General features: G+C 58.2%; 27 protein-coding genes and 4 tRNA genes. 16 read left to right on the forward strand and 15 right to left on the reverse strand.

Annotated elements, in window-relative coordinates:
* Position 1 precedes the first annotated feature (1 nt).
* The gene (locus RGV06_RS23435) at positions 2–952 is read right to left on the reverse strand and encodes a 2-hydroxyacid dehydrogenase (protein ID WP_046809828.1); all 951 of its coding nucleotides are present in this window, start codon (positions 950–952) and stop codon (positions 2–4) included.
* 212 nt (positions 953–1164) lie between these two features.
* On the opposite strand from RGV06_RS23435, the gene gltX reads away from it, so the two are divergent.
* The 8 genes from gltX (at position 1165) to RGV06_RS23475 (ending at position 5638) form a co-directional block, all read left to right on the forward strand.
* A complete protein-coding gene (gltX, locus tag RGV06_RS23440; protein ID WP_198822702.1) occupies positions 1165–2646 on the forward strand; it encodes a glutamate--tRNA ligase in 1482 nt (493 codons plus the stop codon).
* Between the two features lie 292 nt (positions 2647–2938).
* Positions 2939–3014, forward strand: a tRNA-Ala gene (locus RGV06_RS23445).
* 75 nt (positions 3015–3089) lie between these two features.
* Positions 3090–3165: transfer RNA gene (locus tag RGV06_RS23450), tRNA-Glu, on the forward strand.
* 50 nt (positions 3166–3215) lie between these two features.
* Positions 3216–3291: transfer RNA gene (locus tag RGV06_RS23455), tRNA-Ala, on the forward strand.
* A 77-nt stretch (positions 3292–3368) separates the two neighbouring features.
* Positions 3369–3444, forward strand: a tRNA-Glu gene (locus tag RGV06_RS23460).
* Between the two features lie 151 nt (positions 3445–3595).
* Positions 3596–4030: an acyl-CoA thioesterase gene (locus tag RGV06_RS23465; RefSeq protein ID WP_019826163.1), complete on the forward strand. Its 435-nt coding sequence runs from the start codon at positions 3596–3598 to the stop codon at positions 4028–4030.
* Positions 4031–4103: 73 nt separating this feature from the next.
* Complete coding sequence (locus RGV06_RS23470) at positions 4104–5063, forward strand: tRNA dihydrouridine synthase (RefSeq protein ID WP_019826162.1); 960 nt, start codon at positions 4104–4106, stop codon at positions 5061–5063.
* A 122-nt stretch (positions 5064–5185) separates the two neighbouring features.
* Entirely contained in the window at positions 5186–5638 is a 453-nt protein-coding gene (locus RGV06_RS23475; RefSeq protein WP_019826160.1) for an Hsp20 family protein, read from the forward strand.
* Positions 5639–5772: 134 nt separating this feature from the next.
* On the opposite strand, the gene pbpG is transcribed toward RGV06_RS23475, so the two are convergent.
* The 3 genes from pbpG to RGV06_RS23490 form a co-directional block, all read right to left on the reverse strand.
* Positions 5773–6711 (reverse strand): D-alanyl-D-alanine endopeptidase, encoded by a 939-nt coding sequence (pbpG, locus tag RGV06_RS23480; protein ID WP_037032421.1) that lies wholly within the window; start codon positions 6709–6711, stop codon positions 5773–5775.
* 356 nt (positions 6712–7067) lie between these two features.
* Positions 7068–7277, reverse strand: coding sequence for a helix-turn-helix domain-containing protein (locus tag RGV06_RS23485; RefSeq protein ID WP_046810526.1), 210 nt, complete (start codon positions 7275–7277; stop codon positions 7068–7070).
* Between the two features lie 9 nt (positions 7278–7286).
* Positions 7287–7838 carry a DUF2975 domain-containing protein gene (locus tag RGV06_RS23490; RefSeq protein ID WP_046810525.1) on the reverse strand — a complete coding sequence of 184 codons (552 nt, stop codon included), beginning with the start codon at positions 7836–7838 and terminating at the stop codon, positions 7287–7289.
* A 229-nt stretch (positions 7839–8067) separates the two neighbouring features.
* Here RGV06_RS23490 and RGV06_RS23495 point away from each other — a divergent pair, with 229 nt between their 5' ends.
* Complete coding sequence (locus RGV06_RS23495; RefSeq protein ID WP_019826152.1) at positions 8068–9009, forward strand: class I SAM-dependent methyltransferase; 942 nt, start codon at positions 8068–8070, stop codon at positions 9007–9009.
* 218 nt (positions 9010–9227) lie between these two features.
* Here the strand turns inward: RGV06_RS23495 and RGV06_RS23500 are convergent, their stop codons facing one another.
* Positions 9228–9746, reverse strand: a complete 519-nt coding sequence (locus RGV06_RS23500) for a Dps family protein (RefSeq protein WP_019826151.1) — start codon at positions 9744–9746, stop codon at positions 9228–9230.
* Between the two features lie 204 nt (positions 9747–9950).
* Here RGV06_RS23500 and RGV06_RS23505 point away from each other — a divergent pair, with 204 nt between their 5' ends.
* Both RGV06_RS23505 and RGV06_RS23510 read left to right on the forward strand, forming a co-directional pair.
* Positions 9951–10646, forward strand: a complete 696-nt coding sequence (locus RGV06_RS23505) for an AzlC family ABC transporter permease (RefSeq protein WP_322151560.1) — start codon at positions 9951–9953, stop codon at positions 10644–10646.
* A complete protein-coding gene (locus tag RGV06_RS23510; RefSeq protein WP_019826148.1) occupies positions 10643–10954 on the forward strand; it encodes an AzlD domain-containing protein in 312 nt (103 codons plus the stop codon). Before RGV06_RS23505 ends, RGV06_RS23510 begins: the two co-directional genes overlap by 4 nt.
* On the opposite strand, the gene RGV06_RS23515 is transcribed toward RGV06_RS23510, so the two are convergent.
* The 3 genes from RGV06_RS23515 to RGV06_RS23525 all read right to left on the reverse strand — a co-directional run bounded on the left by RGV06_RS23515 (position 10902) and on the right by RGV06_RS23525 (position 11897).
* A complete protein-coding gene (locus RGV06_RS23515) occupies positions 10902–11096 on the reverse strand; it encodes a hypothetical protein (RefSeq protein WP_082113487.1) in 195 nt (64 codons plus the stop codon). The genes RGV06_RS23510 and RGV06_RS23515 overlap by 53 nt on opposite strands.
* A gap of 95 nt (positions 11097–11191) precedes the next feature.
* Entirely contained in the window at positions 11192–11386 is a 195-nt protein-coding gene (locus RGV06_RS23520; protein ID WP_019826144.1) for a hypothetical protein, read from the reverse strand.
* 160 nt (positions 11387–11546) lie between these two features.
* Positions 11547–11897: a hypothetical protein gene (locus RGV06_RS23525; RefSeq protein WP_019826143.1), complete on the reverse strand. Its 351-nt coding sequence runs from the start codon at positions 11895–11897 to the stop codon at positions 11547–11549.
* A 231-nt stretch (positions 11898–12128) separates the two neighbouring features.
* Here RGV06_RS23525 and RGV06_RS23530 point away from each other — a divergent pair, with 231 nt between their 5' ends.
* Positions 12129–12947 carry a shikimate 5-dehydrogenase gene (locus RGV06_RS23530; protein WP_046809272.1) on the forward strand — a complete coding sequence of 273 codons (819 nt, stop codon included), beginning with the start codon at positions 12129–12131 and terminating at the stop codon, positions 12945–12947.
* 38 nt (positions 12948–12985) lie between these two features.
* Here the strand turns inward: RGV06_RS23530 and RGV06_RS23535 are convergent, their stop codons facing one another.
* The 6 genes from RGV06_RS23535 to RGV06_RS23560 all read right to left on the reverse strand — a co-directional run bounded on the left by RGV06_RS23535 (position 12986) and on the right by RGV06_RS23560 (position 18704).
* Positions 12986–13657, reverse strand: coding sequence for a YceH family protein (locus RGV06_RS23535; RefSeq protein ID WP_322151561.1), 672 nt, complete (start codon positions 13655–13657; stop codon positions 12986–12988).
* Positions 13658–13788: 131 nt separating this feature from the next.
* Positions 13789–15105: an MFS transporter gene (locus RGV06_RS23540; RefSeq protein ID WP_322151562.1), complete on the reverse strand. Its 1317-nt coding sequence runs from the start codon at positions 15103–15105 to the stop codon at positions 13789–13791.
* A 190-nt stretch (positions 15106–15295) separates the two neighbouring features.
* Complete coding sequence (locus RGV06_RS23545; RefSeq protein WP_019826137.1) at positions 15296–15946, reverse strand: N-carbamoylsarcosine amidohydrolase; 651 nt, start codon at positions 15944–15946, stop codon at positions 15296–15298.
* A 9-nt stretch (positions 15947–15955) separates the two neighbouring features.
* Positions 15956–16711 carry a maleate cis-trans isomerase gene (locus RGV06_RS23550; RefSeq protein ID WP_019826135.1) on the reverse strand — a complete coding sequence of 252 codons (756 nt, stop codon included), beginning with the start codon at positions 16709–16711 and terminating at the stop codon, positions 15956–15958.
* Between the two features lie 11 nt (positions 16712–16722).
* Positions 16723–17559, reverse strand: a complete 837-nt coding sequence (locus tag RGV06_RS23555) for an alpha/beta hydrolase (protein WP_019826133.1) — start codon at positions 17557–17559, stop codon at positions 16723–16725.
* On the reverse strand, positions 17556–18704 hold the full coding sequence (locus RGV06_RS23560) for an FAD-dependent monooxygenase (RefSeq protein WP_048358424.1): 1149 nt from the start codon (positions 18702–18704) through the stop codon (positions 17556–17558). The genes RGV06_RS23555 and RGV06_RS23560 overlap by 4 nt, the downstream gene beginning before the upstream one ends.
* Positions 18705–19040: 336 nt before the next feature.
* On the opposite strand from RGV06_RS23560, the gene RGV06_RS23565 reads away from it, so the two are divergent.
* The 4 genes from RGV06_RS23565 to RGV06_RS23580 all read left to right on the forward strand — a co-directional run bounded on the left by RGV06_RS23565 (position 19041) and on the right by RGV06_RS23580 (position 24904).
* Positions 19041–20078 carry a 2,5-dihydroxypyridine 5,6-dioxygenase gene (locus RGV06_RS23565; protein WP_019826130.1) on the forward strand — a complete coding sequence of 346 codons (1038 nt, stop codon included), beginning with the start codon at positions 19041–19043 and terminating at the stop codon, positions 20076–20078.
* Between the two features lie 120 nt (positions 20079–20198).
* Positions 20199–20663 (forward strand): MarR family winged helix-turn-helix transcriptional regulator, encoded by a 465-nt coding sequence (locus RGV06_RS23570; protein WP_198822697.1) that lies wholly within the window; start codon positions 20199–20201, stop codon positions 20661–20663.
* 177 nt (positions 20664–20840) lie between these two features.
* Positions 20841–21329, forward strand: coding sequence for a (2Fe-2S)-binding protein (locus tag RGV06_RS23575; protein WP_019826125.1), 489 nt, complete (start codon positions 20841–20843; stop codon positions 21327–21329).
* A 14-nt stretch (positions 21330–21343) separates the two neighbouring features.
* Positions 21344–24904, forward strand: coding sequence for a molybdopterin cofactor-binding domain-containing protein (locus tag RGV06_RS23580; protein ID WP_322151945.1), 3561 nt, complete (start codon positions 21344–21346; stop codon positions 24902–24904).
* Here RGV06_RS23580 and RGV06_RS23585 read toward each other — a convergent pair.
* The gene (locus tag RGV06_RS23585) at positions 24898–25557 is read right to left on the reverse strand and encodes a TetR/AcrR family transcriptional regulator (RefSeq protein WP_019826123.1); all 660 of its coding nucleotides are present in this window, start codon (positions 25555–25557) and stop codon (positions 24898–24900) included. The genes RGV06_RS23580 and RGV06_RS23585 overlap by 7 nt on opposite strands.
* Positions 25558–25563 lie beyond the last annotated feature (6 nt).

A 25563-nucleotide genomic window follows, 5' to 3' on the forward strand; every position in this document is an offset into this window, starting at 1 on the left:
CTTATTGAGGTTCGGGTAAACGTACCGGGGTCAGTACGGGTTGCCCGGCAAAGAAGGCGAGCAGGTTGTTGACCACCATTTGCACGGTGCCCTCGGCGGCTTCCGGTGATTGGCCGCCCATGTGGGGGGTCATTACCACATTGCCGAGCAATTTGAGTGCGTCCGGTACTTGTGGCTCATCATCGAATACATCGAGCCCGGCCCCGGCAATTTTGCCTTTGGCCAAGGCATCGATCAGGGCCTGGGTGTCGACCACGCTGGCTCGGGCAATGTTGATCAGGTAACCGTTGCGGCCCAGGGCATACAGCGCGGCTGTATCGACCAGGTGTCGTGTCTCGCTACCGCCGGGTGTGGCAACGATCAGAAAATCTACCGAACTGGCCAGTTCGATCACGTTTTTGCAGTAGGTGTAGTGCATGTCGTGGCGTTCCTGGCGGGTGTGATAGCTGATGCTCATGTCAAACCCGTTGGCTGCACGTTTGGCAATGGCCATGCCTACTGCGCCCAGGCCGAGGATGCCCATGCGCTTGCCTGCCAGCGAAGGTTGGCGCAGCTTGTTCCATTCACCGCGACGGATGCCGGCATCGGCCTGGGGAATGCCGCGTACCAGTGACAGTAGAAGCGCCATCGCGTGGTCGGCCACCGATGAGGCATTGGCGCCGGCGCCATTGGTGACGACGACCCCGCGGTTGCTGGCGGCCTGCAGGTCTACATGCTCATAACCGGCACCGATCACGCAGATAATCAGCAGCGAAGGCATGTCGGCGATCTCTTCGGCATATAAACCCAGCGGCCCACGGGTCAGCACCGCGTTGATCCGTGCGCCATGCTCGGCAATGGCTTCGGCGCGGCTGGACGGTGTGGGCGCCAGTATCAGCTCGAAACCTTCGCGCTCAAGCAGTGGCAAGTAGTCATTTACCGTTTCAACCAACACCAGTACGACATGGGCCATAGAGGACTCCGGCCAAGGGGATTAGAGCGTGGCCAGAGGTTAGCATCTCTGCCGGGCGGTTTCTTTTTATCGAGCTTGATGCAGGTGCTCTGTTTTCGCTGTATTGAGCCGTGGGGCGGGGGATGTGACCTTGTTGGCCTGCTGCGCTGGAGCCAAGCCGTCTCGGCCTGTTACCATTCGCCCTTTGTTTTATCTCCACTTCGAGACCGCCCATGACCACCGTTCGTACGCGCATTGCGCCATCGCCTACCGGCGACCCCCACGTCGGCACCGCTTACATCGCTTTGTTCAACTACTGCTTTGCCAAGCAGCATGGCGGCGAATTTATCCTGCGGATCGAAGATACCGACCAATTGCGTTCTACCCGCGAGTCCGAGCAGCAGATCTACGATGCCTTGCGCTGGTTGGGTATCACCTGGAGCGAAGGCCCGGACGTTGGTGGCCCACACGGCCCGTACCGTCAAAGCGAGCGCAGCGAGATCTACAAGAAGTACACCCAGCAACTGGTCGATATGGGTCATGCCTTCCCGTGCTTCTGCACGAGCGAGGAGCTGGACCAGATGCGCGCCGAGCAAATGGCCAAGGGTGAAACCCCGCGTTACGACGGTCGTGCGCTGCTGCTGTCCAAAGAAGAAGTGGCGGCCCGTCTGGCTGCTGGCGAACCGCACGTGATCCGCATGAAAGTGCCTACCGAAGGCGTGTGCGTAGTGCCGGACCTCCTGCGCGGCGATGTCGAGATCCCGTGGGATCGCATGGACATGCAAGTGCTGATGAAAACCGATGGTCTGCCGACCTACTTCCTGGCCAACGTGGTCGACGATCACTTGATGGGCATCACCCACGTACTGCGTGGCGAAGAGTGGCTGCCATCGGCACCCAAGCTGATCCTGCTGTACGAGTACTTCGGCTGGGAACAACCGCAACTGTGCTACATGCCGCTGCTGCGCAACCCGGACAAGAGCAAGCTGTCCAAGCGCAAAAACCCAACCTCGGTGACGTTCTACGAGCGCATGGGCTTTATGCCTGAAGCCATGCTCAACTACCTGGGTCGCATGGGCTGGTCGATGCCGGACGAGCGCGAGAAGTTCTCGTTGCAGGAAATGGTTGATAACTTTGACCTGTCCCGCGTCTCGCTGGGCGGGCCGATTTTCGACGTTGAGAAGCTGTCCTGGCTCAACGGCCAATGGTTGCGTGACCTGCCGCTGGAAGAGTTCGCCAGCCGCGTTCAGCAATGGGCGTTGAACCCTGAGTACATGATGAAGATCGCCCCGCTGGTTCAGGGTCGTGTTGAGACCTTCAGCCAGATCGCGCCATTGGCCGGGTTCTTCTTCTCGGGTGGCTTGCAACTCGATGCCAAGTTGTTTGAGCACAAGAAGCTGTCCAGCGAACAAGTGCGTCAGTTGATGCAATTGATTCTGTGGAAGCTTGAGAGCCTGCGTCAGTGGGAAAAAGACGCCATCACCGGTTGCATCCAGACGGTGGTTGAATCCCTGGAGCTGAAGCTGCGTGATGCCATGCCGCTGATGTTCGCTTCGATCACGGGACAAGCAAGCTCGGTGTCGGTGCTGGACGCCATGGAAATTCTGGGGCCGGACCTGACCCGCTTCCGTCTGCGCCAGGCGCTGGACCTGCTGGGCGGCGTTTCGAAGAAAGAAAACAAAGAGTGGGAAAAGCTGTTTAACGCGCTGAATTAATCATCGCAGGCGGTTTTTTTCTGTGGGAGCGGGCTTGCTCGCGATGGTATCGACACGTATTGCCTGGCACTGCGCGTCGTTCCCATCGCAAGCAAGCCCGCTTCTACAAAAGCGTCTAGATGGGTTTGGGCCAGTATTTACGGGGCAGGGAAGGTAAGTGGTTGTTCTCACGGCAAATTTTTTTTAAAAACTTTGAAAATAAGTTTGACAGCCTACCGATCCAGTCTTAATATGCGCCCCGTCCACACAGCAACATGAAACAAGCAGCAATAACACGCTGCGTTGACTGTCTGGGGCTATAGCTCAGCTGGGAGAGCGCTTGCATGGCATGCAAGAGGTCAACGGTTCGATCCCGTTTAGCTCCACCAAATTTACAGTTCAATGTCTGGCCACACCGGCATTGAATCGATCAGCACTCAGCGCTGATCAGTTAGAAGGTTTGTGTCCCCTTCGTCTAGTGGCCTAGGACACCGCCCTTTCACGGCGGTAACAGGGGTTCGAGTCCCCTAGGGGACGCCAGTTTTACAGAAGCAGCACTTCGGTGATGCTCCGCCGCCAGGCGATAAATCGGGGCTATAGCTCAGCTGGGAGAGCGCTTGCATGGCATGCAAGAGGTCAACGGTTCGATCCCGTTTAGCTCCACCAATTTACAGTTCAATGTCGGGCCACACTGGCATTGAATCGATCAGCACCGAGTGCTGATCACTGTTAGAAGGGTTTGTGTCCCCTTCGTCTAGTGGCCTAGGACACCGCCCTTTCACGGCGGTAACAGGGGTTCGAGTCCCCTAGGGGACGCCACGATTACCCGCTATGCGGGATTTATAAGGGTCATTCGATTATTGAATGACCCTTTTGTTTGTCTGCAGTTTTTATATTCCTCGCCTTGAAGCTTGCTGGTGCCACCTCTGCGTTACACTGCGCTCCTTTTTTGTTTACAGGGAGACAAGGCATGAGTTGGGATTTGGCAGCACCGTTCATCATTGACCTGCACGTTAAGGCCGAAGACATTGACGGGTTCGGCCATGCCAATAACGCGGCCTATGTGGTCTGGCTGGAACGATGTGCCTGGCGCCATTCGCAGCGCCTGGGGCTGGACCTCACCGAGTACCGTCGTCTTGACCGCGCCATGGCGGTATCCCGGCATGAAATCGATTACCTGGCCAGCGCCTACGAAGACGATGAGCTGCAATTGGCGACCTGGATTGTCGACTGTGACCAGCGCTTGCGCATGACCCGACACTTTCAGCTCGTGCGCCCCAGCGATGGCGTGACCTTGCTGCGTGCCCAAACCACCTTTGTCTGCATCGAGCTGTCCACCGGCAAGGCCAAGCGCTTGCCGCCCGAGTTCCTTGAAGGTTATGGCCCGGCTGTCGTGACAGCCTGATCAGCAGCGCCTGCTCATACCGATTGCCTACAGAACGGCGTAAACTGCCGCACGTTTTTTATGAGAGTCACCCATGCAAATTGCTTTGGCGCCGATGGAGGGGTTGGTCGACAACATCCTGCGTGATGTCCTGACCCGCACCGGCGGTATTGATTGGTGTGTGACCGAATTTATTCGGGTCACCGAACGGTTGTTACCAGAAGCCTACTTCCATAAATTCGCCCCCGAACTGCAGCACGGTGCCCAGACGCGTTCCGGCGTTCCGTTGCGCGTTCAGTTGTTGGGTTCTGATCCGGCCTGTTTGGCCGACAACGCGGCGCTGGCCGTTGAGCTGGGCTCCGGAGTGATTGACCTCAATTTTGGCTGCCCGGCCAAAACTGTGAACAAGTCCCGTGGCGGTGCGGTGCTGCTCAAAGAGCCCGAACTGCTGCACGCGATCCTGCTGCAGGTACGACGTACCGTGCCTGCGCATATCCCGGTGACCGCCAAGATGCGTCTGGGCTTTGACACGCCAGACAGCGCCAATGAGTGCGCGATTGCCCTGGCCGAAGGGGGCGCAAGCCAGATCGTGGTGCACGCGCGGACCAAGATGGATGGCTACAAGCCGCCTGCCCATTGGGAGTACATCGCCCAGGTACAGGAAGTGGTGAAGGTGCCGGTGTTTGCCAATGGCGATATCTGGTCGGTTGAAGATTGGCGCCGTTGCCGCGAAATCAGTGGTGCCGAAGACATCATGCTGGGTCGCGGCCTGGTGTCGCGCCCCGATCTGGCCCGGCAAATTGCCGCAGCCCGTGCCGGTGTTGAAGTGGTGCCGATGACCTGGGCTGACTTGCAGCCCATGATCCGCGATTTCTGGGCTCAGGCCGAGGCTCAGCTGACGCCGCGCTCAGCCCCCGGGCGCCTGAAGCAGTGGTTGGCCATGCTGACGCGCAACTATCCCGAAGCGGTCGTATTGTTCAATGCCATGCGTCGTGAGACCGACTGTGAAAAGGTCCGCCATCTGGTCAACAACCCGCCAGTAGACGCTGCCTGAAGCGGGTGAAAAAAATTCAAAAAAAGGGCTTGAAATGGTTTTGACGGTCCCTATTTAAGGGGTACGCGATGCCGAAACCGGGTCGCGTAACTAAATCTCGCTGAAATCAGGAGGATGAAATTATGAGCAACGCATTTTCAATGGCGCCACTGTTCCGTAATTCTGTCGGTTTTGACCGTTTTAGTGATTTGTTTGAAACCGCTTTGCGCAATGATTCGAGCGGCGGCTACCCACCTTACAACGTTGAAAAACGGGGTGAGGACAGCTATCGCATCGTGGTTGCAGCTGCAGGCTTCCAGCAAGATGATCTGGACCTGCAAGTAGAGAAAGGTGTGCTGACCGTAAGCGGCAGCAAACGTGAAAGTACCAGCGAAGAAGGCGTGACCTTCTTGCATCAAGGCATTGCACAGCGGGCGTTTAAATTGTCCTTCCGTCTCGACGACCATATCGAGATCAAAGGTGCAAACCTGAGCAACGGTTTACTCAGCATCGACCTGCAGCGGGTGGTACCGGAAGAGGCAAAAGCCAAACGTATCCCGATCAATGGGGATTCGCAGCCTGCTCTGCAACACTGATCTGAGCACGCGTTAGCAAAGAACCCCGTCTTCAGGCGGGGTTCTTTTTATCCGCGTGCATGTTAGGAGCAGTACGCAGGCATTTGTCCCCGATCTCTCCCCGAGGCAAGTGCCTGCAATTTACGTCTTGAATATCACTTTCCTGCCTGGCCTGCGGTCAACTGATGCTTTTGCAGGTTCTTGTCGGCTTTGTAGCGCAAGGCTACGTCGGGCACGCTGCCGCTTTTACCGGTTTCAACCCAGTTGCGAATCCGCCCTGCATCGGCGAAGTGGGTGTATTTGCCAAAGGCATCCAGAATCACCAGCGAAACCGGGCGATTGCCCATCTCGGTTACCAGCACCAGGCAGTGGCCGGCTTGATTGGTAAAGCCGGTCTTGGTGATCTTGATATTCCACTTGTCCTTTTTGACCAGATGATCGGTGTTATGAAAGCCCAGGGTGTAGTTGGGCTTGCGGAACGCCACGGTTTTTTCTTTGGTGGTGCTCAACTGGCTGAGCATCGGGTAGTGCCGCGCCGTTGCCAGGAGTTTGCTCAAGTCGCGGGCGGTGGACACGTTGTGAATCGACAGGCCGGTCGGCTCAACGTAATGGGTACTCATCATGCCCAGGCTTTTGGCCTTGGCGTTCATGGCTGCGATAAAGGCCACATAACCGCCTGGATAGTGATGGGCAAGGCTGGCAGCCGCGCGGTTTTCCGATGACATCAGGGTGATCAGCATCATTTCGCGACGCGAGAGCTCGCTGCCAATCTTGACCCGCGAAAACACGCCTTTCATTTCTGGGGTGTCGCTGATGTTGACCGAAATGTATTCATCCATCGACTGCTTGGCGTCCAGCACCACCATGGCGGTCATCAGTTTGGTCACGGAAGCGATGGGGACGATGGCGTCAGGGTTGCTGGCAAAAATGACCTTGTTGGTCTGCAGGTCGATCAGCATCGCGCTGCCTGAGGCGATATGCAGTTGTGAGGTATCCCTTGGGGCCGAAATGCTTTCAGCCGCTGCGGCGATTGAAGAGGCGCTGGTGCCTGCCAGAACTAAACACAGGCTTAAAATAGAAAGATGAATTTTCACGCAGAATGACTCAAGGATGGTTGGGAATTACCTGGCTGCAACGGCTGTTACACACATAACGTTACATTTTGTCAGTATGGATCAATAGCGGCAGAAATGCCTGATTTCGCAGGGTTTATCAGCGAATATTCGTGGATGAGGCTTTGAGGCGCCAGTGCATTGGCAGACGTCAATTGCAAGTGCTGGCGAAACAGGGATTCGTGCCCGGGCGAGCCTAGCAGTGCAAAGCTGTTGGCTGGCTGAACAGAGTAAGCGTTTGACCCGGCCCCTGGAGGTGGCGAGCAGTCAGTAACGCTGGAGGCGGGGCCAAGTACAACGCCTGTGGGGCGGTGGCCCCACAGGCGTGAGCGGGAGTTTTACGATTCGGCTCGATAATGCAGCAGGTCTCCGGGCTGGCAATCCAGCGCTATGCAAATAGCCTCCAGGGTGGCGAGCCTTATACCTTTTACCTTCCCTTGTTTGAGCAGTGACAGGTTCTGCTCGGTGATACCGACCCTCTGCGCGAGGTCTTTGGATTTGACCTTGCGGGTGGCCAGCATCACGTCCAGCTTAATCTCGATCGGCATCTTGGCCTCTTAAACAAACTGCTGATTTTCACGAGCCAACGAACAGGCGTTGTATAGGCTGCGGGCGATGATCATAAGAGAAGCGGAGAGGAATAAGGCAACAAGATGCGACGGTTCAAAGCTGATAGTGAGCAAACGCTCGCCAGCAGGGCGCAAAAATGTAATCCAGACACTCATGACCGGTGTCAGCAGCAGGCAAGCCAGCACCCACAAAGAGACGCTTTTGCCAACTTTGCCCAACAGTTCAGCCGACTCTGCCGAGAAGTATTCCCCGTTGCTGTAGGCCAGAAACAGGCTGCGCAGTGCCAGCAAACCCTTGGCCAGTATCAGCAGGGGGATACTGGAGAGCACGATTGCACCTGCGACTTGCCACCAGGGCATCTGAAGAATGTCTGCATTCAGTGTTTTGCTCATGGCGCTGAGGCTGAATCCGCCGACATAGGTGCCAATGACGTTGGGGAAAATCCAGTAAGCGATATTGGCCAGCAGCATGGTCACGACGAGTGCCAGAGTGGCTGTTGCCAGGATTCGGCTGCGATCGGCCAAGTGATCAGTTTTCATCTAAAAGTCCTTCTGTCGTACTGATGGTTTTAAGTGCCCGGATTCTGCGCAGAAACGGTAGGCGGTGTTTTGCGGTGGAAGTATCGTAATTCGATAATAAATGATTGTAAAACGATAATTTTAAGTTTTTCAGGAAGGGCGGTTACGGGTGCATGAGCGAGTTGTGCAGGTTAGGCAGGGCGATGCAATTGTGTAAAATGCCGGCCCTTGAAATTGACCGGCCGGCCTGATGACTCCTGAAGCGTTAACCACTCTGCATCTGCACCTATTGACTGCTCTTGAGGCTGCGCCCGATGAAACCCGACGTTTGTTCCATGGGCGCGGACGTTGCTGGCCGGGGCTTGAGCAGTTGACGGTGGACTGGCTGCAAGGCGTGGTACTGGTCTCGCTGTTCAAGGAGCCCGATGCCGGGCAGCTGGACGCCTTGAAGCAACTGTTGATGACTCTCGTGCAGTCCCCCCCATGGCAAGCCAGCGGCGCACACACGTTGGTGCTGCAACATCGCTATACGCTGCAGAGCGACACCGAATGGCTGGTGGGTGAGGCGGTTGATGAGTGGACGCTGACGGAAGGCGGGTTGCGCTATCGGGTGGACCTGGGCCGCAAGCAGAACAACGGCCTGTTCCTGGACATGCGCTACGGCCGTGACTGGGTGCGGGCCAACGCCGGGGGCAAACGGGTATTGAACCTTTTTGCCTACACCTGTGGCTTTTCAGTGGCCGCGATAGAAGGTGGCGCCGAGCATGTGGTCAATCTCGATATGTCACGTGCAGCGCTGAGCCGTGGCCGCGACAACCATCGGTTGAACGGGCACGACATGAGCAAGGTGACGTTTTTGGGGCATGAACTGTTCAAGTCCTGGGGCAAGGTGAAAAGCACCGGTCCTTACGATCTGGTGATCATCGACCCGCCGTCGTTCCAGAAAGGCAGCTTCCTGTTGACCAAGGATTACCAGCGCGTAGTGCGCCGTTTGCCGGAATTGCTCAGCGAAAACGGCACGGTCCTGGCGTGCATGAACGACCCTGCACTGGGTTCGGACTTTCTGATCGATGGCGTCACCCGTGATGCGCCCGGCCTGCGTTTTGTCCAGCGCCTGGATAACCCCCCGGAGTTCCCTGATGCCGATACCGAATGCGGTTTGAAAGCGCTGGTGTTCCAGCAAGGCGTTTGACAGGCAAAAAAAAGCCCGCTGGGGGAGGTGCGGGCCAAGGGGTTCATTGAATGAGCAATGAGCGCAGTGAATATACCTCTCGCTGCACTCAAAGACTGTGAAACAAAATTCATGGTTCTTGTGGGAGCGGGCTTGCTCGCGATGGCATCGACCAAGTGCTCCAGCCGAACCGCGTCGCTTGTATCGCGAGCAAGTCCGCTCCTAAAAAAATTTGCCGGTTATTTAGTGCGCGACGACTCGAACAGGAACCACACGCGGCGTTCGGCTTCGTCGATCCAGTTTTCCAGCAGGCTGGTGGTGGCTACATCCCCGAGTTCGGAGCACATGTCGTGAGTCTCACGCATGTAGGCCGCCAGTTGAATGTTGTCTTCGCGCAGCTCTGCCAGCATGTCTTCCGGAGTGACGAAGTCGGCATCGTTATCCAGCAGGCGCTGGAGCTTTTTAATATGGCCAATCGAGCGAAGCGTCGTGCGCCCCAGCTTGCGTACGCGTTCGGCAATGGCGTCGGTGGTCGCATAGATTTGATCGGCTTGCTCGTCCAGCAGCAGATGGAAATCACGGAAATGCGGACCGGACATGTGCCAGTGGAAGTTCTTGGTTTTCATGTAAATGGCGAAGGTATCAGCCAGCAGGGCATTCACTTCGGCTGCAATGTTGATGCAGGCTTCTTCGCTTAATGCCGTAGGTGTCCGCAGATCGGCCTTTCTGCTTTCCTTGGCGGATTTCAGGTCTTTCATGGTGGTTCCTCGTGGCAGCGGTTGATCGGAATTAACGTCACTTGAATGCGGCTGACTAAAGACCAGGATCGGCCTCTCGTCAAACGCGTCGGGGCGTCTCAAGGAGCCCGCGTAAAGTTTTGAGGGCCTGTGAGCAAGATCGTTCAAGACTTTCGTCAGTCAAGTTGCGACCCTTTGCCGCTGCTTACTGCCGGAATGTTTGTTATGTCTGATTCCCTTGCTCGAACCGCGTTTGTGCGCGGCACCATGGCCTGTCTTCCGCTCACGCTGGCGTGTGCCCCTTGGGGGTTATTGGCCGGCTCCACGGCCATCGATGCCCAATTGACGCCCGCGCAAAGCCAGGGGCTCTCGCTTTTTGTGTTTGCCGGTGCGGCGCAATTGGTGGCGATCGGCATGATCAAGGGAGGGGCGAGTGTGATTTCGATCCTGGTGACTACCTTGCTGCTGACCTCGCAACATTTGCTCTATGCCATGCATTTGCGACCGCTCGTGGCACCACTCGAATCGAGATGGCGTTTCGGGTTGGGCTTTTTGCTGACCGATGAGTTCTTTGCCCTGGTCAGCCCGTTTGACCAGAATACGTTCGATCGTTGGTACGCACTGGGCGTTGGGCTGTGCATGTACGTGGGCTGGAATATTTTCACCCTTCTGGGCGTGCTGCTGGGCAAGAGTATCCCGGGGCTGGATCAACTGGGGCTGGAGTTCTCGATTGCCGCGACGTTCATTGCGTTAATCACACCCATCGTTCGCAACTTTCCGACAATCGTCTGCATAGCAGTGTCGTTGCTGACCGTGGTGCTGTTCAGTTATTGGCGTTGGGAGTCGGCCATTGTGCTGGCAGGGCTGTCGGGCATGGTTGCAGGCTATCTGTGCAAGCGACTGGGAGGGTACTGGGCATGATTTGGGCAATCATAGGCGGGATGACGCTGATACTGTTTTTCAACCGCTACCTGTTTTTGGAGCCGCGGTTGCCGATTCGCTTGAATCGCGGGGTAAAGGAATTTTTGGGATTCGCGGTGCCGGGGATGCTGACAGCGATTTGCGGGCCAATCATCTTCGTCAAGGATCACGGGGTCGACCTGAGCCCGGGCAACCCGTACCTGTTGGCCGGGCTATGCACCATTGGGCTCATGCTCTGGAGCCGTAACGTCCTGCTCAGTGTCGCGTTGAGTGCGGCGCTGTTCTATCTGTTTCGCTGGTGGCTTTGATTTGCGCGGCGGCACGGGAGGTAAAGGGGCCGCTGAGGGCAACGCCGTCACTGACCACATACCAGCACGCCAGCAGGCCGTGCGCGCGAAGCGGAGCGGGTACTGCGCTACCGATGACCGACATGACATGAATCTTGGGCATAAACACCTCCTTCAAACAATGTCGCTACCTTACGGGCTGGGCCGCTGCGCAAAAAATCATTGCGCGTGATAGTCGTCATTGATGGCGATGAGGTGTCAGTCAACCACTTGATCGAGCATGTGCATGACTTCCTGATCGCTCAGTAATCCCTCGCGCACCAGATGCTGGGCCAGGAGTGAGACCAGCTTGGCGGTGCGATGGCCCTCGAGCTGTTTGAGCTCGGTCAGGGTGTTGTACACCTTGCTTGAAGTGCAGAGCCCTACGATGTGGTGCGGGTTTTGTGTAGGCATAGAGGTCGTCCTTGTTTTTATTAATGTGCCGATGATCGCGCCAATGGCGCTCCATCATGCCGCAGTCCGGGCCAGTACGGTGTCTCATCAGCGACATTCACATTGTCTATTCGGACCCACCGACAGCTGCAAAAAGCCTGCCGGCTTGCCTGCGCCGGGATTACCAGCGCGGCGGGCCGTAATAGCCACGTGGCGGGCCATAGTAGGCCGGGTGCGGCCGACCGTAGTAGCCCTCGTAATAGACAGGCTGAGGGGGTTGGACATACACCGGTTGCGGTTGGTAGTAGACCGGCGGGGCCTGAACGTAAACAGGTTGCGGCTGGACATAGACCGGTTGTTGCACGTACACCGGGCGCTGCTCCTGGCCTGCAATGACCGAACCCACAACCGCGGCGCCGACGACCGCACCAAAAATGGCAGGTCCGGCACCCCAACCGCCATGAGCGGATGCCTGCCCAGAGGCAGCCAGGGCGCCGATAAGCAAAGCAACTTTGGGGATGGTACGCATCATGACGATTCCTCGAATTTCAGCCCCGACTTTCGGCCTGCACCAGACCACGGATAATTGCGGGGATAACGTTAAGACCGTGTTTTATTAAAAAACTGCGAAGCGCGTTGGTAAATTTTGTGTAAGGTCTGCGGGCGCTGAGACGTTTCAGCGTTCGCAACTGCACTATGATCCAGCAAAACTTCCGGTACGGCTTGTGCCGTCCATCTAAAAGCATTCAGCAAGGAGATGAGCATGCAAATGAATCCGAACAAAGACACCCAGCTGTGCATATCGCTGTCGGGTCGACCGGGGAACTTCGGACTGCGTTTTCATAATCATCTATACGAACAACTGGGCCTGAACTTTTACTACAAGGCGTTCAGCAGCAAAGACCTCAAGGGAGCAGTGACCGGTATCCGTGCCCTGGGGATTCGAGGTTGCGGTGTGTCCATGCCGTTCAAGGAAGCGTGCATTGAGTTGGTGGACGAACTGGACGCCTCGGCTCGGGCCATCGCGTCGATCAACACCATCGTCAATACCGATGGTCACCTCAAAGCGTACAACACGGACTACATTGCCATCGCGCAATTGCTCGACAGTCACAAGGTTCCCAAGGACACCACTTTTGCATTGCGTGGCAGTGGTGGCATGGCCAAGGCCGTTGCCTCGGCATTGCGCGACGGTGGCTATCGCAATGGGTTGATTGTGGCGCGTAACGAGGTGACAGGGGGAGCGCTGGCGGCAAGCTGTGGTTACGAGTGGAAGCCGGAGTTGGCCGCACACAGGCCCCAGATGCTGATCAATGTCACGCCGGTGGGCATGGCGGGCGGGGCAGAAGCCGACGATCTGGCCTTTGAAGCAGATGCCATCGATCGCGCCGATATTGTCTTTGATGTGGTGGCGATTCCGGTAGAAACGCCATTGATCGTCCGTGGCCGTGCTCAGGGCAAGCAGGTGATCACGGGGCTGGAGGTTATTGCGATTCAGGCACTGGAACAGTTCGTGCTGTACACCGGTGTTCGACCTAGTGCCGAGCAGTTCCAGGCAGCGGTGGCATTTGCCCGCAGCTGATGGCAGGGTCGGGCGAGTGACCTCGCCCGACATCCGCTTTATTCCAGGTCTGCCAGGCGAGCCTCAAGGGCTGCGATGCGCGCTTCAAGAGCTTCAAAGCGCTCCAGCGATACCGTGGAGCCACTGCTGCGCTCTGCAGGCTGCTGACGGTTAGCCATGAGTGTGTCGATGTCAGCCGGATCCCCCATCGCGTGCATGTAGCGGTCTTCGCGCTGGCCGCTCTGGCGCGGCACCAGCAGCGCAAGATCGCGGGCGATCAGACGTTCCAGCTGGTGCTGCACCTGCTCTATGTCTTCGAAATCGTGCATGCGCGAACTGCGGGTCAAGAGCTCGTTCAGGGTTTGCGGGCCCCGCAGAAACAACAAGCCCAGCAGAACCACTTGCGCAGGCACCAGTTCCAGCGCCTTGTCGACCTTATGCTCCCAGCGGTCAGCACGGCTACCCATCACCAATCGGGTAAAGCCGCGGCCTTCCAGGGCGCGCAAGCTTTGTCCGACCTGTCCTTGAGTGAGATTAAGCACCGGTTCACGGCTGGTTTTCTGATTGCACGCCAGTACCAGCGCGTTGAGCGTCAGAGGGTAGGTTTCAGGGTTGGTGGCCTGTTTCTCGATCAGGGAGCCGAGAATGCGGATCTCGATGCTGTTGAGCAGAGGTCCGGTGTCAGATTCGATTTGAGTGTCTTCTGAGAGCTGACTAGCGGGAACTTCCATTTTCTTCTCCAAATTGAGTAACCGTTGCCAGCGACCATTGTGGAGTCTTTTGCGCGGCAGGGCGACTGCCATGTAAGCCCCGCGCTGTGGGGGCGAGCAGGCTCGCTCCCACAGGCGTTCCTAGTCGCGTGTCAGCGGTTGACCAGTTTCGCTGGCAAGGCGATCACCAGCAGGCTGCTCAGGAGCAGACAGCCTGCGAAGAACCAAAGCGCTCCTGAACCGCTACCGGTCACGTCAATGGCGATGCCCATCAGCGAATTGCTCACCAGGCCGGCGATATTGGCCAGCGAGCACGCGAGGGCAAATCCCGTGGCCGCTGCCCGCCCTTTGAGAAAGGTCGCCGGCAAGCTGAAAAACACCGGTACGGCCCCGATGATGGCGGCTGAGGCAATGGCAAACAGTAGAACGGTGGCGAAGACGTTATGGCTGTAGAACGTTGTGCCGGCCATGGCCGCCGCGCCGATCAGAAAAGGCACGATGATGTGCCAGCGGCGTTCGCGATGACGGTCTGAGCTTGCGCCAATCAACAGCATGCCAATCAGGGCGGCGGCGCTGGGCAGGGCGGTCAGTACACCTATATGAAAGTTGTCGGCCACGCCCGCATTACGAATGAAGGTGGGCATCCAGAAAGCCATGGCGTAGGCGCTGAGCAGGATGGAGAAGTCGATACCCCCGAGCATCCAGACCTTGAGGTTGAAAAAGCCGTCGCGAAAGCTGTGCTTGCTGTTTTTGCCTTCGGCGTCATCCTGGCGCAGCTCGTTTTCAAGCAGCGCTTTTTCTTCGTGGTTCAGCCATTTAGCGGTGTGGTGGCTGTTGGGCAGGGCCCAGAACGTCAGAATACCCAGCAAAACGCTGGGAATCGCTTCGATGATAAACAGCCACTGCCAGCCCTTGAGCCCTGCTGTGTTGTCGAACGCGCCCATGATCCAGCCCGAGAGCGGCCCGCCGATCACGCTGGAGAGCGGCATGCCAATCATGAACAGGGCAATGATGCGGCCCCGTCGGTGAGTCGGAAACCAGGTCGTCAGGTAGTAGAGAACGCCGGGCAGAAATCCGGCCTCGGCCGCACCCAGCAAGAAGCGCACAATGTAGAACTGGGTAGGGGTGGTGACCAGCATGGTGCAGGCCGAAAGCAGGCCCCAGGTGATCATGATCCGGGCAATCCAGATCTTGGCGCCGACTTTCTCCAGGGCCAGGTTGCTCGGCACCTCAAAAATGATGTAGCCGACGAAAAACAGCCCGGCGCCAAGGCCAAAAGCCGTTTCGCTGAACTGCAGATCGCCCAGCATTTGCAGCTTGGCGAAGCCAATATTGATCCGGTCCAGGTAGGACGCCAGATAACAGAAGCAAAGGAAGGGAATGAGTTTCCAGGTGATCTTGCGATAGAGCACCTGGACCGGGTCCGCGATAGCGCTCGCGGCGGTTGTACCAGCATTTGCAGAGGGCATGTGTGTCTTCCTGGCGGTGACTTTATGGTTGTTGTGTAGCCGCGATCAGTGCTTTGGCAGGCTCGTGAAGCGGCTTCCAAAGGCAGTGTCAGAAGACTGGGCAGGCCTTGTTAGGGCCCTTGCTCAGTAATGGTGACCAGTGCTCTACGGCCTGGTTCTATGGCAGGTATCCCTGTCTGCCAGTTGTTGCCTAAACAGTTTTTGTGAAGTGACTCATGGCCTCCTGTTTGCTGACGACGTCGCCATATTTACTGTCGATGTCAAACAGGTTCGCCTCGTGGGGGGCGCTGTGGCGATCACCGACACATTCGCGCACCACGATGGTTCGGAAGCCGTGCTGCACCGCATCCACCGCCGTAGCCCGGATACATCCGCTGGTCGAACAACCGGCCAGAACCACAGTGTCGACGCCCTGGGCGTGCAACAACGATGCAAGGCTGGTGCCGAAAAACGAGCTGGCGTACTGCTTGCTGATTACGACCTCATCCGGAGTTGGCAATACCTCTTCACAGAAGGCCGCCAGCGGGTTGCCCTCCACCATGTCCTGCATGACCGGGGCCTTTTTTACCCAGATCCCGCCGTCAATAAAGTGCCCGGGGTGGTAGCGAATATTGGTATGCACCACCAGCACTGCATTTTTGCGCGCGCAGGTTAGCAGTTCGACACTTTCGGCCACAGCGCTGACTACACCAGGTGCGAATAGTGGCGCACCTTTTTGTGTGTAGCCTTGCATGAAGTCGATCATCAGCAGTGCAGGCTTTTTACCAAAGCCGATGCGCTGGCCCCATACGCCTTGGTAGTTGGCGTCTGCGCTTTGCTGTTCATTGTGTTGCTCGGTCATGACCCGCTCCTATTTATACGCACCGGATAGCAGAGCCCCGGCACCCGGCACGATGGGCTCCAGGTTCAGGGCCTTGAGCATGGCGTAGGTGGTGGCAATGGCGGCGGTGAGCACCGGCTTGCCGGATTGCGCCTCAACCTGTGCAACCACGGGCAGTGATTGCATTTGCACGCAGGCCGACAGCACGATGACGTCAACGCCCTCAAGGTTCATACCGCTGACAATGGCGGGCAAGTTGGCTGGGTCGTGGCGGGCCACTTCCAGGTTGTCGGGAATTTCCAGGGCGCGCCAGTCCACCACTTCAAAGCCTTCTGCGCGGATGTAATCCACCACCAGTTCGGTCAGCGGCTTCATGTAAGGCGCGACGATGGCGATTCTTTTTGCCCCCATTACCTTGAGGCCGTCGATCAGGGCACCCGCACTGGTAATGACAGGAGCGTTGCCATCATTCTCGGCGGTAGCCAGGGTCAGGCGTTGCTCGGATTTTCGGTGGTAGCCCAGCCCCATGGCCATGATAGCTACCAGGCAGGCGTAACCCAGAACATCGACCCTGGCGTCGGACAGTTCGATCGCACAGCGGTCGGACTCGCCGTCCATGGCCGCCAGTTCTTCCTTGCGAACCTGCTTCATGCGCATGCGGCTGGAGTGAAAGGTGAAGCGTTCGGGGCGGATCAACTGGCGTGCGGTCAGCATCGCCGGGATCTCGGTTTCCATAGTGGTGTTGGAACTCGGCACAATCTGGCCGATGCGGTAAGGCTTGATCACGGGCTGTCTCCTTAAGCGGTGCGCTGAGTGCGGGTCGGGGGGTGGTCATAAAACTCGCCAAACGTGGCGAGGAAACCCTCAAGGTCGTCCCACGGGATCATGTGGCCGGCGTTGTCGATACGAGCAATGTTGATGGTTGGGTTCAGGTCAAGGATTTCTGCTTCGTCCCCGGCCTGGATCACGCCCCCACGCCCGGCGACCATCAGCAGGGTGGGCACCGCCAGTTTTGGCAGGTCCTGATGGAAGTCCACGTCATGGAAGTCATTAAAGGCGCGCACGATGGCGGGCTCATAACAGGTGTGCAGCCACTCGGCGCGCAACTGCAGCTGTTCCAGGGTCCAGGTCGGGCAAAAGGCACGCATGGCCTGTGCATCCATCCCGGTCACGGCCAGGCGGATCGAGTCCACGTACCACGGCAGCTTGCTTGGGTATTCGCGGCGGCCGGGCCCGGAGACAGGCGGGTCGATCAGTACCAGACTTTGCAGTCCGGCCGGGTTGCGCGCGGCGCTGCGCACGGCAAAGCGCGCCCCCATGGAGTGGCCGGCGAGGTGGTAATGAGTAAGGCCCAATGCCTGGGCAAAGGCGGCGATGTCATCGGCGCAGGCGTCGGTGCCGTAGTCCAGGTCGGGGCCACTGGAAGACAGGCCGCGCCCCCGGGCATCGAGCACGTAGGTATCGAAGTGCTCGCCCAGCCGCTCGGCCACAAAGCCCCAGGTGATGGCCGGGCTGGTGATCCCGGGGATCAGCAGCAGGACCGGTTTTGCGCCGTTGTCCTGGCCACCGTAGCGCAGGTAGTGCTGGCGTATGCCGTTGGCCTGGACATTGGCGCCGTGGATAAATGTGCTCATGCCAGGGCTTCCGATTCAAGTGAGTGGCTGTAGATGTCGTAGCCGTAAACCCAGGCCGGATCTTCCTGCGTGCGCAGCCAGGTGTTGGCGTTGGACACAGCCTGTACCCGTGAAGCTCGATCCTTGCGATTGGCTTCGTACAGTTCGAAGGCAGTTCGGTAATCACTCAGCCCGGTTTCTTGCAGGCAGCGGGTCAGCATGGCGGCGTCTTCAATGGCCATGCCGGCGCCTTGGGCCATATGCGGTTTCATCGGATGGCAGGCGTCGCCCAGCAAGACCAGTCGGCCGCGGCTCCACAGGGGCAGCGGGTTGCGATTGAGCAGCGGCCATTTGCTGACGCTTTCACTGGACTCGATCAGTGCCTGCACCGTCGGGTTGTAGCCGGCGAACGCTTCACGCATTTCTTCGCGGCTGCTGTCGACAAAACTGCCCTGGAAATCCCAGGCCGCGTGCGGCACGCCAGTGACGTAGTAGTACTCATCCCGCTTGGCGGTGGTGTGGTAGACCATCATGTGGCGGTCTTCGCTCCACCACTTCACGCAGTTTTCGAAGTTCAGGTTGTATTTGGCCAGTGTTTCGCTGCGGATGAGTGCGCGGTGGGCCACCCAGCCGCTGTACAGCGGCTTTTCTGCGCCAAGCAACTCTTCGCGGATTTTTGAGTTGATGCCATCTGCGCCAATGACGATATCGGCCTCGGTGCTGGTGCCGTCGCTAAAGTGCAGGCGCACCAGAGAGTCGGTTTCTTCGAGGCGGGTCAGGCATTTATTGAAGTGGGTGGTGCCCGGCGCGATGGTCGACATTTGCAGTGCATGCAAGTCGCCACGGTGAACCGTGATGTAGGCGGCGCCATATTCCTTGCGCGCAAATTCGCCCAGCGGGATGCGTGACAAGTAGTCGCCGCTGGCGCCGTCACGGCTGAACCAGAAGTCAGGGTGCGAGCCCATGTCGCTTAGTTTCTGTTCGATGCCCATGCGGCGGAAGATCTTCATGATATTGGGCCCCATGTGAATGCCCGCGCCAATGCGGGAAAACGCGGGGGCCTGCTCATAAACATCGACCTGGAATCCGGCTTTTTGCAGCAGCGTGGCTGCCGCAGCACCCCCCAGACCTGCACCGACAATGGCGATTTTTTGTTTTATGGGCATGCAAGGCTTCCTTTTTTCAGGTGGTGGCTGGCAAGAGTCGTGTTTGCGGTGGCCAGCTATTTACAGTGTATACGCTATTTATTTTTGAGTTGCATAGAGCCCTGCGAAAATAAAAATGACAAGAATGGCGGCTGTGTAACGCCAAGTAACCATTGTTTATTAGGTGTGTGTTGGTATGTAACGGTTTTTTACGTTCTTGAATGGCTTGTAAAAATAATGGGTGTTTACCGTTAAATAGCGTGTACGCTTTAAGTTGAGCCGTGGGATGCAACGCTGACTGCAGAGCAGGGGTGGTGCGCCAAACACATTCAGCGAGTCAATTGAGAGGAACCCTAAATGCCGGTAAGCGACTGCGAACTGACTCAGATGTTTGAGCACGTGTTGAAACTGTCAAAAGTCGATGCGACCCAAAGCGTCGCAGTGTTGAAAAGTCATTACTCCAACCCGCGCACCGTGAGGTCGGCGATGGAGGCTGCTCAGCGTCTGGGTGCCAAGGTGTATGCGGTGGAGTTGCCCTCGTTCAACCATCCGATGGCGATGGGCAATGACATGACGGCTTACTGCGGGGACACCGCACTCACGGGCAATATCGCGGCGCAACGGGCGCTGGAGGCGGCGGATCTGGTGGTCGACACCATGATGTTGCTGCATTCACCCGAGCAGGAGCAGATCCTCAAGACCGGCACGCGCATTCTGCTGGCGGTTGAGCCGCCTGAAGTGCTGGCGCGCATGCTGCCCACTTTGGCGGACAAGGAACGGGTGATGGCGGCAGAAAAACTGCTTAAACAGGCGCGCTCCATCCATGTCAAATCCAGGGCCGGCAGTGATTTCAAGGCGGCGTTGGGGCAGTATCCGGCAGTGACCGAGTATGGTTTTGCTGATGAGCCGGGGCGTTGGGATCATTGGCCAAGCGGTTTTCTGTTCTCGTGGCCCAATGAAGAAACCGCGCAGGGCGTGTTGGTAATCGATGTGGGGGATATCGTCCTGCCGTTCAAGAACTACTCGCGCGAGCAGATCACCCTGGAAATCGATCGGGGCTTCATTACCTCGATTCATGGCGGTTTTGAGGCCGAATACCTGCGCGATTACCTGAAGTACTTCAACGATCCCGAGGTGTACGGCATCTCCCATATCGGTTGGGGGCTGCAGCCGCGTGCCCAGTGGACTGCCATGGGCCTGCACGACAAGAACGATGGAATGTGCATGGATGCCCGGGCGTTTGAGGGTAACTTCCTGTTTTCCACCGGGCCCAACACCGAGGTCGGGGGCACGCGCAAGACGCCATGCCACCTGGATATCCCGCTGCGCCATTGCGATATTTATCTGGATGACCTGGCGGTGGTCACCGGCGGGGTGGTGGTTGCATCCAGGTAGAGGCCGCACGTCCTTGTAAATGACCTGCGCTGGCAGACCAGCCCCCACAGGGGTTGGCGACAGAGTGGCCCGCGCAGGTTAAGGTCATCACCACTCACCCTTCAATTGATCGAGGCCGCTGTGCCGGATACGACAGACAAAAAACCAGGCAGTCCTGTGACATACGACTTTTCCGAGCAGGTAGGTCATTTATTGCGCAAGGCCTACCAGCGCAACATGGCCATTTTTCAGCAGAACATCGGCAACTCGCAATTGACCGCCGTGCAGTTCATTACCCTGTGCGCAGTGCATGATCACGGGCCCAGTTCCCTGAGTGAGCTGATCAAGGCCACAGCGGTGGATCAGGCGACCATTCGCGGGATAGTCGAGCGCCTTCAGGCACGCGACCTGATTGCCCTCAAACCTGCGCAGCACGATAAGCGCAAGGTCATCGTCAGCCTCACCGAGACAGGTGAGCAGTTGGTGCGCGAAACCCAGCCCCATGCCGCACAAGTGAGCGAGTTGACCATGAGCAGGCTCAACCCGGCCGAACGGGTCGCGATGCTGTATTTGCTGCGCAAAATGGTCGATGAAAGCGCCGATTAACCCTTCCCAGGCCCCTTGGCATTGTTCTTGCCTTTATTTGATGAAGTAGTTACTTCATCAATGCCGCGGTAACAGAGGCCCTGCAAGCGCAGGGCTTTGCTACGCACTTTTCATGAAGTAAACACTTAATAAGATCCGCTCAAACAGTGCGGACGTTGCTACCCGGGGAAGCCTTGCATGAGCGATCAAACCCTTGCGCCTGTCAAAACGGTAACACTTGAAGTCAACGGGCAGCGGGTTGCGGTTACAGCAATGGCTGATACGCCCTTGCTGCTGGTACTGCGCAATGATTTGCAGCTGAACGGCCCGAAATACGGCTGTGGCCTAGGCGAGTGCGGAGCGTGCACGGTGATCATTGACGGGGTGGCTGCCCGCTCCTGTGTTTTCCCCCTGTCCGGGGCCGAGGGGCGAACCATCACCACCCTTGAAGGCATCGGCACCCGCGAGCATCCGCACCGGGTCCAACAAGCGTTTATTGATGAGCAGGCGGCGCAATGCGGCTACTGCATGAACGGCATGATCATGACCGCCAAGGCATTGCTTGATCGCAACCCCCACCCCAGCGAAGAACAGATTCGAAACGAACTGTCAGCCAACCTCTGTCGCTGCGGCACCCATATCGAAATTATGCGTGCGGTCATGCTTGCCGCCCGTCCAAAGCCCTGAACGGATTGATGACTATGACCCTTACCACGCTCACCCGTGATCAGTTGTTGGCCAAGTCTGGCGTTTTGCTGATCGTCGATCAGATCCAGCCCCCCTCGGGCCCGGTGGCCAAAGGCGGTGTGCCGGTGCTCAAGCCCAAGGAGCTGGGGTTGTTTATTGCGGTAAACGATGACGGCCAGGTCTACGGGTTTAACGGCCATGTGGATTTGGGCACGGGGATTCGTACCTCACTGGCGCAGATCGTGGCCGAAGAGCTGGATCTGGCACTGGAGCAGGTGTGCATGGTGTTGGGGGATACCGATAGCGCACCGAATCAGGGCGCAACCATCGCCAGCGCCACCATTCAGATCACGGCGATCCCTTTGCGCAACGCAGCCGCTGAAGCGCGGCGTTTTTTGCTGGCCCGGGCCGCACAGCAACTGGGTGTAGAGGCGGATGCCTTGCTGATGGAAAACGGCGTTATCAAAAGCGCCGACGGCCGCGAGCGTTCGTTCGCCAGCCTGGTCGAGAACGAGCGCCATGTGCTGAGCATTTCCGGGGATGCACCGCTCAAGGCGGTGCAAGACTATCGACTGGTGGGCAAGGCCTCGGCCCGGGTGGATATCCCCGCCAAAGCCACGGGCGAGCTGATCTATGTGCATGACATGCGCCTGCCGGACATGCTGCATGGCCGGGTGATCCGCCCGCCCTATGCCGGGCTGGACAGTGGCGAGTTTGTCGGCAACAGCCTGCTGGAGGTGGACGAGTCGTCCATCGCGCATATTCCGGGCATCGTCAAAGTGGTGGTGATCCGCGACTTCGTGGGCGTGGTTGCCCTGCGTGAAGAGCAGGCCGTGAAGGCCGCCCAGGCGCTGAAAATAACCTGGAAAGCCTGGAATCAAAAACTGCCCGACATGGATGATGTCGAGCAGGCGATCCGCGACAACCCGCGGGTACAGCGTGTGGTGCTGGACAAGGGCAATGTGGAACAGGCATTGGCGCAGGCCAGTGAACGCATGCCTCGCACCTATTTGTGGCCCTATCAGATCCATGGCTCCATTGGCCCGTCCTGTGGCCTGGCGGATTATCAGCCTGAGCAGATACGGGTGTGGTCCGGCACGCAAAACCCGCATCTACTGCGCGCGGACCTGGCCTGGCTGCTGGAGTATCCGGAAGAGCGCATTGAGATTATTCGCATGGAGGCGGCGGGGTGTTATGGGCGCAATTGCGCGGATGACGTGTGTGCCGATGCGTTGCTGTTGTCCCAGGCCGTGGGGGTGCCGGTGCGGGTGCAACTGACCCGCGAGCAGGAGCATGTGTGGGAGCCCAAGGGCTCGGCGCAGTTGATGGAAGTGGACGGCGGGATCAATGCCGACGGCGGTGTGGCCGGTTATGACTTTCAAACCAGTTACCCCTCCAACGGTGCGCCGACCCTGGCCTTGCTGCTGACAGGACGCGTGGAGCCGGTGGCGGCGATGTTCGAAATGGGGGATCGGACCTCGATCCCGCCTTATGATTTCGAGCACATGCGCGTAACGATCAACGACATGTCGCCGATCGTGCGGGCGTCGTGGATGCGCGGAGTGTCGGCGTTGCCCAATACCTTTGCCCATGAATCGTATATCGATGAATTGGCCTTCGCCGCAAAGGTTGACCCTGTCGAATACCGCTTGCGCTATTTGCACGATGATCGGGCTTCGGAGCTGGTCAGGGCGACGGCCGCACGTGCCGACTGGGTGGCGCGTACCGAGCCCATGCAAACCCCGGAGCAGGACAATATCTTGCGTGGCCGCGGTTTCGCCTACGCCCGCTACATCCATAGCAAGTTCCCCGGCTTTGGGGCGGCATGGGCGGCGTGGGTTGCGGATGTGGCGGTTGACCGGCTCAGCGGTGAAGTGTCGGTCACGCGGGTGGTGATTGGCCATGATGCGGGGATGATGGTCAACCCGGCCGGGGTGCAGCATCAAATCCACGGCAATGTGATTCAGGCCACCAGCCGCGTCCTGAAAGAGCGCGTGACCTTCGAAGAGTCCACCGTGAGCAGCAAGGAATGGGGCGCTTATCCGATTCTGACGTTCAAGCAGGTGCCGAAAATCGACGTGTTGATGATGCCGCGTCAGCACGAGCCGCCCATGGGGGCCGGTGAGTCGGCGGGTGTACCCAGTGCGGCCGCCATCGCCAATGCCATTTTTGATGCCACCGGGATTCGATTCCGGGAGCTGCCGATTACCCCGGAGCGTGTACTGGCTGCGCTCAAGCATTCGCAGGATGCGGCAGCGCCACCTCCCGAAGAGATAAAACCCAAGCGCTCAAAGTGGTGGTTTGCGCCGTTGGTTGCCGGGTTCGGCGCCTTAGTCGGTATGGCCGCTACGGCGCTGCCCTGGCGTGCAGAAATCGCCCCCATTGTCCCGCCTGCACTGGGTACCTGGTCGGCGGCCACCCTGGAACGCGGGCGGTTGCTGGCGGCGGTGGGTGATTGCGCGATCTGCCATACCGCCCCGGGCGGCGTGACCAATGCGGGCGGGCTGGAGATGCAGACGCCATTTGGCAAGTTGTACAGCACCAACATCACTCCCGATCCCGAAACCGGTATCGGCAAGTGGTCTTACACGGCGTTCGAGCGTGCGATGCGAGAGGGTATCAGCCGTGACGGCAAGCATTTGTATCCGGCCTTTCCTTACACCTCTTTTCGTAATATCGACGATGCCGACATGCAGGCGTTGTATGCCTACCTGATGTCGCAGGCGCCGGTCAGTCAGCCGTCCAAGGCCAACGACATGCAGTTCCCGTTCAATATGCGGCCGTTGATGGCGGGTTGGAATGCGATCTTTTTGCGCTCGGGTGAAGTCAAGCCACAGCCTCTACGCAGTGCCCAATTGAATCGCGGCTCTTATCTGGTCAATGGCCTGGGGCACTGTGCGGCCTGCCATTCGCCGCGCAACTTGATGGGCGCGCAGAAGGGAGGCGCGTCCTTTCTGGCTGGGGGCATGGTAGATGGCTGGGAGGCTCCGGCGCTCAATGGCTTGTCCAAGGCGCCGACACCCTGGACCGAGAATCAGCTGTTCACCTATCTGAGTACCGGTTACTCCGATGCCCACGGGGCAGCGGCCGGGCCCATGGGGCCTGTGGTCAGCGAGTTGGCAAAGTTGCCTGATGCCGACCGAAGGGCAATGGCGGTTTACCTGGCCTCACTGAGTGCGAATGCCCAAGCCGCTCCCGCGCCGGAGCCGAAAGCCGAAGCTCCTGATGACGCGGTGGCGTTGAGCAATGGGCAGCGAGTTTTCGAGGGTGCTTGCCAGGCCTGTCATGCCGACGGCCTGGGCCCAAAACTGTTTGGTGTCAGTCCGTCATTGGCCAGTAACAGCAACGTGCACAGCGCGTTGCCCGACAACCTGTTGAAGGTGATATTGCAGGGCATTCCAACGCCCGCGACGGCAGACCTTGGTTACATGCCTGGCTTTAAGGACAGCCTGTCGAATCGCCAGATCAGCGAGTTGGCGGCCTACCTGCGCCACCGGTTTGCCCCGGCCGAACCTGCGTGGCAGGGGTTGCAGCAGAAGGTGGCGCACGTGCGGGCCAATCCGGGTACTCATTGACCTTTTGCAGCGCCCGGCAGCGTCATGACACCGCGTATGACCAGGTCGCTGATAAACGTCAGCCAGTCTTGCTGCTGGTCTTTATCGGCGAGGTCCTGACCCAGGAAGGAGGTGAGGGTGTGTTGATTCGAGTTATAGAAATAGCACAGCGAAGCGATCATCAAATAAACATGGTTTATGTCGACGTCCTGGCGAAACAGCCCCTGACGCTGGCCTTCCTCGATGATCGGGCGGATCACGCCGACAGTGGTGGCCGACAGGCGCCCCATCTCCTGGGATTGTCTGGCGTGTTTGCCCTGATGCAGGTTTTCGATAGTCAGGATGGCTACGAATTCAGGGTGTGTAACGTAGTAGTTCCAGAAAAATGCCACCTGCTGGCGCAAGGCTTCAACCGGTTTGGACGGGTCGGGGCGGTGCAGGCTTTCGGCCTGATTGAAGGCCTCGTAGGTATGCTCCAGCACCCGGACAAACAGATTTTCCTTGCTGGAAAAGTAGTAATAAATCATCCGGTCGTTGGACTCGGCTTCTTTGGATATTTGCTCAATGCGCCCACCGGCATAACCGTCTCGGGCGAACACGGTAATGGCGGCCTTGAGAATTCGCGCTTTGGTCTGGTCGGCTTGATGGGCCCGGACACCGGTTTTTTTGTTCACGCTGTT

Source organism: Pseudomonas sp. CCI3.1 (assembly GCF_034313985.1).
Taxonomy (GTDB): Bacteria; Pseudomonadota; Gammaproteobacteria; order Pseudomonadales; family Pseudomonadaceae; genus Aquipseudomonas; species Aquipseudomonas psychrophila.

What these genes read in the sequence shown, in the direction of transcription:
- RGV06_RS23435 (WP_046809828.1), bottom strand. Translation starts at nt 952, where the DNA reads ATGGCCCATGTCGTACTGGTGTTGGTTGAAACGGTAAATGACTACTTG.
- gltX (WP_198822702.1), top strand. Translation starts at nt 1,165, where the DNA reads ATGACCACCGTTCGTACGCGCATTGCGCCATCGCCTACCGGCGACCCC.
- RGV06_RS23465 (WP_019826163.1), top strand. Translation starts at nt 3,596, where the DNA reads ATGAGTTGGGATTTGGCAGCACCGTTCATCATTGACCTGCACGTTAAG.
- RGV06_RS23470 (WP_019826162.1), top strand. Translation starts at nt 4,104, where the DNA reads ATGCAAATTGCTTTGGCGCCGATGGAGGGGTTGGTCGACAACATCCTG.
- RGV06_RS23475 (WP_019826160.1), top strand. Translation starts at nt 5,186, where the DNA reads ATGAGCAACGCATTTTCAATGGCGCCACTGTTCCGTAATTCTGTCGGT.
- RGV06_RS23485 (WP_046810526.1), bottom strand. Translation starts at nt 7,277, where the DNA reads ATGCCGATCGAGATTAAGCTGGACGTGATGCTGGCCACCCGCAAGGTC.
- RGV06_RS23490 (WP_046810525.1), bottom strand. Translation starts at nt 7,838, where the DNA reads ATGAAAACTGATCACTTGGCCGATCGCAGCCGAATCCTGGCAACAGCC.
- RGV06_RS23495 (WP_019826152.1), top strand. Translation starts at nt 8,068, where the DNA reads ATGACTCCTGAAGCGTTAACCACTCTGCATCTGCACCTATTGACTGCT.
- RGV06_RS23500 (WP_019826151.1), bottom strand. Translation starts at nt 9,746, where the DNA reads ATGAAAGACCTGAAATCCGCCAAGGAAAGCAGAAAGGCCGATCTGCGG.
- RGV06_RS23505 (WP_322151560.1), top strand. Translation starts at nt 9,951, where the DNA reads ATGTCTGATTCCCTTGCTCGAACCGCGTTTGTGCGCGGCACCATGGCC.
- RGV06_RS23510 (WP_019826148.1), top strand. Translation starts at nt 10,643, where the DNA reads ATGATTTGGGCAATCATAGGCGGGATGACGCTGATACTGTTTTTCAAC.
- RGV06_RS23515 (WP_082113487.1), bottom strand. Translation starts at nt 11,096, where the DNA reads ATGCCCAAGATTCATGTCATGTCGGTCATCGGTAGCGCAGTACCCGCT.
- RGV06_RS23520 (WP_019826144.1), bottom strand. Translation starts at nt 11,386, where the DNA reads ATGCCTACACAAAACCCGCACCACATCGTAGGGCTCTGCACTTCAAGC.
- RGV06_RS23525 (WP_019826143.1), bottom strand. Translation starts at nt 11,897, where the DNA reads ATGATGCGTACCATCCCCAAAGTTGCTTTGCTTATCGGCGCCCTGGCT.
- RGV06_RS23530 (WP_046809272.1), top strand. Translation starts at nt 12,129, where the DNA reads ATGCAAATGAATCCGAACAAAGACACCCAGCTGTGCATATCGCTGTCG.
- RGV06_RS23535 (WP_322151561.1), bottom strand. Translation starts at nt 13,657, where the DNA reads ATGGAAGTTCCCGCTAGTCAGCTCTCAGAAGACACTCAAATCGAATCT.
- RGV06_RS23540 (WP_322151562.1), bottom strand. Translation starts at nt 15,105, where the DNA reads ATGCCCTCTGCAAATGCTGGTACAACCGCCGCGAGCGCTATCGCGGAC.
- RGV06_RS23545 (WP_019826137.1), bottom strand. Translation starts at nt 15,946, where the DNA reads ATGACCGAGCAACACAATGAACAGCAAAGCGCAGACGCCAACTACCAA.
- RGV06_RS23555 (WP_019826133.1), bottom strand. Translation starts at nt 17,559, where the DNA reads ATGAGCACATTTATCCACGGCGCCAATGTCCAGGCCAACGGCATACGC.
- RGV06_RS23560 (WP_048358424.1), bottom strand. Translation starts at nt 18,704, where the DNA reads ATGCCCATAAAACAAAAAATCGCCATTGTCGGTGCAGGTCTGGGGGGT.
- RGV06_RS23565 (WP_019826130.1), top strand. Translation starts at nt 19,041, where the DNA reads ATGCCGGTAAGCGACTGCGAACTGACTCAGATGTTTGAGCACGTGTTG.
- RGV06_RS23575 (WP_019826125.1), top strand. Translation starts at nt 20,841, where the DNA reads ATGAGCGATCAAACCCTTGCGCCTGTCAAAACGGTAACACTTGAAGTC.
- RGV06_RS23580 (WP_322151945.1), top strand. Translation starts at nt 21,344, where the DNA reads ATGACCCTTACCACGCTCACCCGTGATCAGTTGTTGGCCAAGTCTGGC.